The sequence below is a fragment of the Streptomyces sp. MBT65 genome (assembly GCF_016612545.1).
Lineage (GTDB): Bacteria > Actinomycetota > Actinomycetes > Streptomycetales > Streptomycetaceae > Streptomyces.
The window spans coordinates 1-7,758 of the sequence record NZ_JAENRY010000346.1 but is presented as its reverse complement, the minus strand read 5'-3'; the positions used below and the strand labels follow the sequence as shown (position 1 = coordinate 7,758).

General features: G+C 71.0%; 9 protein-coding genes. 5 read left to right on the top strand and 4 right to left on the bottom strand.

The genetic code is table 11. The annotated features are described in order from the left end of the window. The first annotated feature begins 76 nt into the window (after positions 1-76). Positions 77-1,501, top strand: a complete 1,425-nt coding sequence (locus JHN63_RS43765; protein WP_200690705.1) for a PP2C family protein-serine/threonine phosphatase — start codon at positions 77-79, stop codon at positions 1,499-1,501. Between the two features lie 16 nt (positions 1,502-1,517). Here JHN63_RS43765 and JHN63_RS43760 read toward each other — a convergent pair whose 3' ends face one another. From JHN63_RS43760 to JHN63_RS43745, 4 genes are all read right to left on the bottom strand, one after another. Further along, positions 1,518-1,832, bottom strand: a complete 315-nt coding sequence (locus JHN63_RS43760; RefSeq protein ID WP_234478590.1) for a DUF2516 family protein — start codon at positions 1,830-1,832, stop codon at positions 1,518-1,520. A gap of 152 nt (positions 1,833-1,984) precedes the next feature. Continuing rightward, positions 1,985-2,677, bottom strand: a complete 693-nt coding sequence (locus JHN63_RS43755; RefSeq protein ID WP_200690703.1) for a hypothetical protein — start codon at positions 2,675-2,677, stop codon at positions 1,985-1,987. A gap of 55 nt (positions 2,678-2,732) precedes the next feature. Continuing rightward, a complete protein-coding gene (locus tag JHN63_RS43750; RefSeq protein ID WP_200690702.1) occupies positions 2,733-3,239 on the bottom strand; it encodes a helix-turn-helix domain-containing protein in 507 nt (168 codons plus the stop codon). Positions 3,240-3,326: 87 nt separating this feature from the next. After that, positions 3,327-4,175, bottom strand: coding sequence for a putative RNA methyltransferase (locus tag JHN63_RS43745; protein ID WP_200690701.1), 849 nt, complete (start codon positions 4,173-4,175; stop codon positions 3,327-3,329). A 351-nt stretch (positions 4,176-4,526) separates the two neighbouring features. On the opposite strand from JHN63_RS43745, the gene JHN63_RS43740 reads away from it, so the two are divergent. The 4 genes from JHN63_RS43740 to JHN63_RS43725 all read left to right on the top strand — a co-directional run bounded on the left by JHN63_RS43740 (position 4,527) and on the right by JHN63_RS43725 (position 7,582). Beyond that, positions 4,527-5,300, top strand: a complete 774-nt coding sequence (locus JHN63_RS43740) for a DUF5710 domain-containing protein (protein WP_234478588.1) — start codon at positions 4,527-4,529, stop codon at positions 5,298-5,300. Positions 5,301-5,500: 200 nt separating this feature from the next. Next, complete coding sequence (locus JHN63_RS43735) at positions 5,501-5,974, top strand: hypothetical protein (RefSeq protein WP_200690700.1); 474 nt, start codon at positions 5,501-5,503, stop codon at positions 5,972-5,974. Positions 5,975-6,027: 53 nt separating this feature from the next. Further along, the gene (locus JHN63_RS43730; RefSeq protein ID WP_200690699.1) at positions 6,028-6,885 is read left to right on the top strand and encodes a transglutaminase-like domain-containing protein; all 858 of its coding nucleotides are present in this window, start codon (positions 6,028-6,030) and stop codon (positions 6,883-6,885) included. Positions 6,886-7,030: 145 nt separating this feature from the next. Continuing rightward, on the top strand, positions 7,031-7,582 hold the full coding sequence (locus JHN63_RS43725) for a DUF3592 domain-containing protein (protein WP_200690698.1): 552 nt from the start codon (positions 7,031-7,033) through the stop codon (positions 7,580-7,582). Positions 7,583-7,758 lie beyond the last annotated feature (176 nt).

Sequence of the window (7,758 nt, the reverse complement as noted above, 5' to 3'; positions counted from 1 at the left end):
CCCTCCCCCCGAGGGCACGGTGGGTCGAGGTCCCTCGCCCCACCGTGCCCTCGGGGGGAGGGAAGGAACCAGGACGATGCCCGCACCCATACCGCGGCAGAGAGCGATCCCGGCCGCGGAAAGTGGTCAGGCGCAGACGCCGGCACAGACCGCACCCGCCGCACCTACGGCACCCGTGGTCGGCGGTCCCTCCACAGACATGCCCGCGGACAGCCCCGAGGCCGTCTCCGGAGCCACCGAGGCGCCGCGCACGCAGGACACGGCCACCGGCGACAGCACGGCCGAGACCACGCACCGCCCCGCCCACAACACACCTGCGGCCGGTCACCTCACCCTGCTGATGATCGAGGACGACCCCGGCGGCTCACCCGTCGTACCCGAGCTGGTCGACCCCACCGGCAAGCCGATCCGGGTCCGCACCGCCCGCAACCTCACCGAGGCCGAGCGGCTGCTCACCGACGACGTCCACTGCATCCTGCTCGACCTCGCGCTGCCCGCCCCCGGCCGCGCCTTCGACGGCACCGACGACGAGCTGGCCGTACTCAAGCACGTCCTGCGGCTCGCGCCGCACCACGCGGTCCTCGCCCTCACCGCGTCCGGCGACACCGAGCGCGGCGCCGAGGCGGTCCGGGTGGGCGCCCAGGACTATCTCTTCCGGGACGAGCTGGACGGCCGGCTGCTCAGCCGCGCGATCCGCTACGCGGTGGAGCGGAAACGTTCCGACCGCGCGGAGCGCAAGCTCACCGAGTCCAAGCTGCGCGCCCAGGAGAACGCCCGCCTGGAGCGCGGCCTGCTCCCCACGCCCCTCCTGGAGGGCTCCCCGCTGCACTTCGCCGCCCGCTACCGCCCCGGCCGCTCCCGCGCGCTGCTCGGCGGCGACTTCTACGACACCGTGCGCACCCCCGACGGCACCGTGCACGCGATGATCGGCGACGTCTGCGGGCACGGCCCCGACGAGGCCGCGCTCGGTGTGGAACTCCGCATCGCCTGGCGGGCGTTGACGCTGGCGGGCCTGTGCGGCGACCAGCTCCTCGGCACGCTGCAACAGGTCCTGGAGCACGAGCGCGCCGACGACGAGATCTTCGCGACGCTCTGCACGGTCGACATCGCCCCCGACGGCCGCCGCGCGGGCCTCTGCCTGGCCGGCCACCCGTCCCCACTGCTCGCCTGCCCCGGCCGCCCGGCCGAACTTCTCCCCTACGACAACAACGGCCCCGCCCTCGGCCTGCTCCCCGGCGCCCGCTGGCCGCGGATGCAGGTGGAGCTGGGCGCGGAGTGGAGCCTGATGCTCTACACCGACGGCCTGATCGAGGGCCGGATCGGCCAGGGCCGCCGCGAACGGCTCGGCCAGGACGGCATGGTGGCCATGGTCCGCCGCCAGCTGGCCGAGGGCCTGCGGGGCGAGGAACTGCTCCGGGCGGCGGTGAACGAGGTCCGCGACCTCAACGGCGGCGAGCTGACGGACGACGTGGCGGTGGTGATGCTGGACCGCACGCCGTAGGACTGGGTGTGCGGTGTCAGCGGCCGCCGTTGTACGGGCCGTAGGGGCCGTCGCTGCTGGAGCCGCCGGAGCGGCGGCCGCCGCCGCCCGAGACCTGCTTCACCGCGGGGCGGACGTCCACGATGTAGACGATGCTCGCGACCGCGCCGGCGATGGGCAGCATCGCCAGGACGGAGAACAGGTAGCTCACCACGAGGGTGATGCCGAGGATGATCAGCCAGAAGACCTTGTTCTGCTTGCCCGCGGCGCGGAAGGCGTCCTCGCGCCGGAACGCGGCGTCGGCCAGCCCGAAGGCGGCCAGGCCCATGAGGAGAATCTTCAGGAGCCCCATGAACCCCGCGAAGCCCAACACCAGAATGCTGCTCACAGCCCGCTCCTTCCCGACATCTACGCCGCCACCGTACCCGTAGAACGGGCCGGGCATCCCGAAGGTGCCCGGCCCGTATCCGTATGCGTATCCGTACCCGTGCCCTTGCCTGCGTGCTACTTGGCGGGCGGGGTCGTCTTCTTGGCGGTGGTCTTGCGGGCCGCCGGAGCCTTCTTCGCGGCGGGCTTGGGGGCGACGGGCTTCTTCGCCGGGGCGGCCGCGGCGGGGGCCGGAGCGGGCTCGGTGGGCTTGACCACGACGGGCTCGGCGACCGGCGTGGGGTCGGGCTCGACCGCGACGGCCAGCTCCTCGATCTCGTCGGCGGCCTCGCCGCGCCAGGTCTTCACGGCCTGCTCGCCGTGCTCGGCGACCTTCTCGTACGTCTCACGGGCCTTGACGGCGTACTCGGCGGCGACGCCGACCCCGCGCAGCGCGAAGTCCTGGGCGGACTCGCCGAACTTCTTCAGGTCGGCGTCGAGCGTGCTGCCGAGCTTCTTGAGGTCGCCGTCGAGGGACGCGATGAAGTCGTTGACCTTGGTCTGGAAGGTCTCCTGCGCCTCCTTCGCCTTGGCGCCGGCTTCCTTGGCCTTGGCGCTCGCCTCCTTGGCACGGGCGGCGGCCTTCTCCTGCACGGCCTTCGGGTCGGTGCCGCGCACGGCGTCGATCCGGGCCGGCGCCTCGGCACGCAGCTGCTCGACCAGGCCGGGCACCTTCTTGGCCTGCTGGAGCGCTAGGTCGGCGGTGCCGGCGGCGAAGTAGAGGGGGGTGGGGTCGCTCAGGGTCTTGCGCAGGTCATCGGTGATGGCCATGGTGATGGTCCTCCCGGTTGCTATCAGCTGAGGGTTTTGTGTTGTACGTCCGCGGTCATCCGGCCGTCTTGTGCTGCTCGGTGCTCTTGTCGCCGTCACCGGCGCCGGCACCGTCGCCGCCGCCCTGATCGTCCGTCCGCTCCCGCGGTCCGGCATCGCTGGTCGTCGTGCGAGGGTCGCCGTCCTCGTCCCCGTCGTCCCCGTCGGCGATCTCGAACCCGTTCTCCTTGCGGAAGGACTCGTAGATCTGAAGCAGCACCTGCTTCTGCCGTTCGGTGAGCGTGGGATCGGCGAGGATGACGGCACGCGTCTCGACCTCGTCCCGGTCCCGCTCGGCGTCGAGAATGCCGGCCCGCACATACAGCGTCTCGGCGGAGATCCGCAGCGCCTTGGCGACCTGCTGCAACACCTCCGCGCTCGGCTTGCGCAGCCCGCGCTCGATCTGACTGAGATACGGATTCGACACCCCGGCGGCATCGGCGAGCTGCCGCAGAGACAGCTGCGCGTTGCGCCGCTGCTCACGGAGATATTCGCCTAGATTGCCGACGTTGAGCGTTGCCATGCCTCCACCTTGCACCACCCGCGCTAACTATTGCAAGCACCTGCTTGCAAAAGTGCGCCATGCCACTCGTTGTGGTGGCGATCATGGTCACCGGGGCCGATAGGCGGTGGCCAGCACGGAGACCGTGACCCGGTCGGGCAGGGGACCGTGACCGCTCAGGTCCGCGTGGGTCAGGTGGCGGGCGCTCGGCGTCATCCCGACCAGGTCGATGACCTCTTGCCTGGTCAGGGGTGTGGTGTAGGCGACGTGCCGGGTCCCGGCGGCCCGGAAGTACGGGTCCAGCGCCTGCCGCAGGCGCTGTTCCTTCTGCGGGTCGATCGTGACCACCTCCGGCACCTGACGCCGTAGCTCCGCCAGGTGCCGCTCGTCGGGGCGCACCACGATCAACCGGCCGGTCGGACGGAGCACGCGGTGGAACTCGGCTGGGTTGCGCGGGGCGAACACGTCCAGCACGACGTCGACCCCCTGGTCCACCAAGGGAAAAGGGCGGAAGACGTCCCAACTCGCCGCAGCCGCCCGCGGATGGGCCCGGGCCGCCGAGCGCAGGGCGCGTGCCGACGTATCCAGTCCCAGGCCGCGGGTGCCGGGCAGGTGATCGAGGACGCCGGCCAGGTAGTGGCCGGTGCCGCATCCGACGTCCACGACCGTGCCTTGAGACGGCAGGACGTCGGCTGCCATACGGGTCAGGGCCCGGTGGACGGGGGCGTACCTGCCGGTGGACAAGAACCGGTTTCGGGCCTGGATCATGGCCGCGTCGTCACCGCTGGTGGCACGGACACCCGTGAGCAGACTGACGTAGCCCTGACGGGCGATGTCGAAGGTGTGGCCCGCCGGGCAGCGCAGTGAGCCGCGGTCGGGTCGGAGACGGGCGCGGCACACCGGGCAGCGCAGCAGGTCGAGAAACGGTTCGAGGGCAGGGGGAAGCAACGCGGGCACAAGGCGCTCTTGGCAACGGTGAGGCGAGGGCAAGGGACCGTGCCTGTACGCGCGCGCTCAAAAGCCGCCGTCAGCCGCCGTCTTGAGAGGACCACGGCCCGGCCTCCCGCCGCCACGGTGCGGGCGACGCGGGGAAGCGCGGGGCGGAAGGGAGACGGATCACGTAGCAGGCACACCAAGGAGGGCGACGCCCTACGGCATCGCCCTCAACGCCTCGTGATCAGAGAGCCTGGATGTGCTGGGTCCACATGCCCCCACCCTACGAGTCGGCCTTAGCAGCCGAGCACGCCAGGTGGGGCCGCGTTCGGCAATCCCACCACCCGGATCCCGGAGCCAACCAGACTGGTTCGCATGGCAGTTGAGCGGATCTGGTTGGACGTTCCCTTCGACGAGAAGGAGCGGGCGAAGAAGGGCGGGGCACGCTGGGATCCTGCCGCGAGGCGCTGGTACGCGCCCCGGGGCGGGATGACGGAGCTTCAGCAGTGGGCACCCGCCCCGGACGTCCCCGACCTGCTGCCCGGTGAGGACCGAACCCTCGGCAGCGGCCTGTTCGTGGACCTGGTGCCCAGCACCTGTTGGTTCACCAACGTCCGCTCCTGCGTGGAGCAGCGGGACTGGGAACGCCTCCGACGCATGATCACCCGGCGGGCCGGGCAGCGCTGCGAGATCTGCGGGGCCGCCGAGGACCGCGGAGCCAGAAGGTGGCTGGAGGTCCACGAGCGCTGGATCTACGACGACACGGCACGCGTCCAGACCCTCAAGCGGCTGATCTGCCTGTGCACCGACTGCCACACGGTCACGCACTTCGGCTACGCGCAGGTCCGCGGAGTCGAGGCGCAGGCCTTCGCGCATCTGATGACGGTCACCGGGCTGACCGAGCCGCAGGCCCGCCGGCACGTCAGTTCCGCCTTCACGCTGTGGAAGAGGCGCTCGCAGCTCACCTGGAGCCTGGACCTGGGGATCCTTGCCGACGCCGGGATCGCGCTCGCCCCGCCGCCCGAGGCGAAGGACCGTGCTCGCCTCACCGAGGAGACCCTCCGCCCAGCCGACGGTCCGGCGGTGCGGAAGGTCCCCCGTCAGCCCGGATCGGACCCGGCTGTTCGCCGGATGCCGGGACTACGCTGATCATCGGGCGGTCGACGGCAGCCCGCCTCGGTCTCGTAACCGCTCGCTCTCCGAACGGCTCCTTCATGCCGTAGCCGGTCGACGGCACCCCTTCCCGCAAGGCCGCCCCGAACAACACAACCGGTCAGCCCGACCGCTCGCGTCGACGAGGCCGCCGCCCGGATCCGGGACGTCCGGCACGTCCTCACCGAGGAGCAGCAATGACCTCCGACCTCCGCATCGCCTGGACGCTGGGTTCACACGGATGGGCCGACTGCACCGTCGAGGACCATCGCGCGAAGGCCGAACTCACCGCGTCCCACATCACCCACGCACCCGAGGACTTCCTGACCGCGGTGGCCCGGCTCGTCGCGGGCGGGACGGAGCCCCGTGCCCAGTTCGAGGCCGAGCCGACCGCATACCGGTGGATCCTCCGCCGCGAGGACGAGGACATCCGGATCCGCGTGCTGGAACTGCGCGCGAGCGGCGATCACGACACCGAGGGAACCGGGATCTGGTCCGGTCGGCTCGGCATCGACCAGCTCGCCCGCGCGGTGATCCGCTGCTTCGACGAGGTCGCACAGACCTACGGCGAGAGCGGCTACCGAGGCAAGTGGGGCGAGCACTTCCCCCGAACCGAACTCGAAGCCCTCAGACACCTCTGGCGCACTCACCGCCGTCCCGAGGGCATGTAGTCCCAACAGCGCACACCGCTCAGGTCGAGACTCACCCTCTACGCTCCCCGGTCATGACCGATGACACGTTCGACCCGCTCGACCCGCTCGACCTGTTGGACTACGCCCGCCCCGGCCCCCTCACCCTCCTCGCCCCCGAGCAACGGTGGCTCGTCAAGGAGTTGCCGGACGACCCGGTCGGCGTGTGTGCCGCCGTGCAGGATCTGGTTATCCAGCCGGCCGATGCGACCGAACTCGGCCTGCCCGAGCGGCGGTTCGCGGAGAAGGACATACGGCCGGTGCGGGAACTGGTCGCCACCCTGACCGCGTTGGACCCCAGTCCGCTGCACCACGGCCGGCCGCCCGAGAGGAGGGTGGTGGGTACGTGCCGTCACTTCGCCACCATCGCCTGCGCGTTCCTGCGGGCGCGGGGCCTCCCCTCCCGGGCCAGGTGCGGCTTCGGCACCTGTTTTCTGCCGGGACGCGGCCTCGACCACTGGATCACCGAGTACTGGAACGGCGGCGAGGGGCGCTGGGTGCGCGTCGACACGGAGCATCTCGGGCACGGCTACGCCGAGCGCCCGGACGACCTCGCGCCGGGTGAGTTCCTGACCGGCGGCGAGGCGTGGATCCAGTACCGCGAGGGGCTGATCGACCCGCAGCTGTTCGGGGTGCCCGGCACCGATCACGCCTGGGGCCCGGCCGAGATCAGCGGCAACGCCGTCCGTGACCTCGCGGCCCTCTGCAAGCGGGAGATGCTGCCCTGGGACGAGTGGGGCCGGATGACCGACGCCTACGACAACAAGACCGGCCCCGACTACGACCGCCTCATCGACACCGTCGCCGAGACCTGCGGCGGAGACGACCCGACGGCCTTGGCCCGCCTGTTCGCCACGGAGGAGCTGCTGGTTCCGCGACGGATGATCGACTGACGTCCGGTATGCGGCTCGTCATCGCCTACGACGGGCGCCGGGCGTCGCCCCCTCCAACGGGCCACCGCCACCCCCCAATTGGCCGCCGATCCCCCGTATTGGCCACACTGACCAGGCAGTTGACCGTCTCGGGGCAAGGAATGGCATGCAGGTTCGGGTTCAGGTACAGGGGCAACGCGCCCGCCGTTGGATCATGTTCGGGGTGATCGCGTTCGGGGCGCTGTTCCTGGCCATCGGGATGATCACGGCAGGGGTGTCGATCTCGTTCCTGGTCGGAGCCGAACGCGCCCCGGGGACCGTGGTGAGCCTGGAGTGGCGTACCGACCACAGCAGCGCGTCCCGCAAGAACCGGGCGAGCGACAAGCCCATGGCGTACCCGGTCGTCGAGTTCACCCCGGCGGGCGGCGCGTCGAGGACGTTCCGGGACTCCACGGGTTCCAATCCGCCCGCGTACGAGGCGGGTGACCGGGTCGAGGTGCTCTACCACGCGGACTCCCCCGAGGACGCCCGGCTCGACGGCTTTCTCTCCCTGTGGCTGCTGCCGCTGGTGTTCGGCGGGATCGGGCTGGTGATCGTGGGGATCGGGACGACGGTCGCACTGGTGACCCGGAGGCGTTCGCGGACAGCGGCGGCAACAACACCGCGGACGCCGACCGCCGCCGTACCGGCAGCACTGCGAAAGCAGCAGCCGAGCTAGCCCCCAACTGCCCTTTCGGACCTGCCCGTTCCGACCCACCCGTTCTCAACTACCCGTTCCCTACCTACCCTTTCCCGACCTACCCGTTCCACGCCCGCAGCTTGTCCGGGTTGACCACCAGCCACAGGTCGGTGATCAACCCACCCCCCCCCCCAGGCCCCTATAAAAAACTGACG